The sequence below is a fragment of the Bacillus sp. P4_D3 genome, from assembly GCF_056401855.1.
In genome coordinates, this window is sequence record NZ_JBFUIN010000876.1 from 1 (window position 1) to 1,164 (window position 1,164).

The following is a 1,164-nucleotide window of genomic DNA, read 5'->3' on the forward strand; positions in this document are numbered from 1 at the left end:
GTATTTATAGATGCTATATTTGTATATTTTCCATCTTCTGTTTTTGGGATTTCTAAAATTCCTTTATTTACAAGATCAACTACAGCCTTATGCTCTGAAGAATGTGTATCTACACCAGTAATTTTCCAATTATGCATAACTTTTGGCGTGTATACACCGTTCTTTACCTCTTTTAAATATGTAATAGCAAGGTTACGAATGGTTCCGCCTGTTTCTCCGAATGCATTCTCTTGTTTAGATGACCAAGTTTGTTCAAATTTACGTCCCTCTAAAGCTCCCCCTTTTGCCTGAAGAGCCTCCATTCTATACGCATTCATTCCTAGCGTCATAACATCGCTCATTTTGATTGGTTTATTTGTACGAATAGAGCGTAAATTTGTAATTCTATTTCCATATGGTTTTGTTAAGTCAATTTCGTATTTTACGCCTCCAAAGAAATCGTTCGTACTGTATTTAGACGCACGACGGTTTTTATCAAAACTAACTGTTACATCTCCGGCACGAGATGAGTTAAAATATCCTGCTGCCCATTCCATATAGTCTTTTAAATCTTTTCCAGTTATCTTATATACTGTAATTTCTCCCAAAGCATATTGATAATTATACGCAATATCTTTCTTCTTTATAGGACCAATATCCAAACGGGCATAATCATTATCAATTTGATGGGCTACTACATCCGCTTTACTGTAATAGAGCATGACTTCATGAAAGAAATCTGATAAAGGTGTCTCTTGAATCTGCACACTTGGAATACCCTGTATTTCATTTTCAGGAACAAGGTTTCTACCCTTTAATTGAGCGACTACAACATTTGCATCTCCTCTCGCATACTCATGAAAAGGTGTTAGTGTTTCTTCAAGTGTAGAATCAGATAATACTGTAGTTCCATCAGCATTTTTTACAGGTATAGCGGTAGCAGTTTTATCTTTTAAAACAAGCTTTCCATCTTGCTTTGTAAAAGTAAGGTCAATACGTGAAATATGCGTTCCATATTTATCTGGTTCTGTAATAATTACGCCATTTACAACTTCTTTTTTTACAAGTTTATGCATATGAGCCGCAAAAATAGCGCTTAGTTCCGGACAAGCATTCGCAATATCTTGAACACCAGTACCTGGGATTCCATTCTCATTTTCTAGTCCCATATGCATAACCCCTACC

Annotated in this window: 1 protein-coding gene; it reads right to left on the reverse strand. The window is 35.7% G+C overall.

Going from position 1 to position 1,164, the window contains the following annotated elements; genetic code table 11:
* Positions 1-1,164 (reverse strand): 5'-nucleotidase C-terminal domain-containing protein (locus tag AC1DTM_RS27590; RefSeq protein WP_477001385.1); only part of this gene is annotated, 1,164 nt, incomplete at both ends.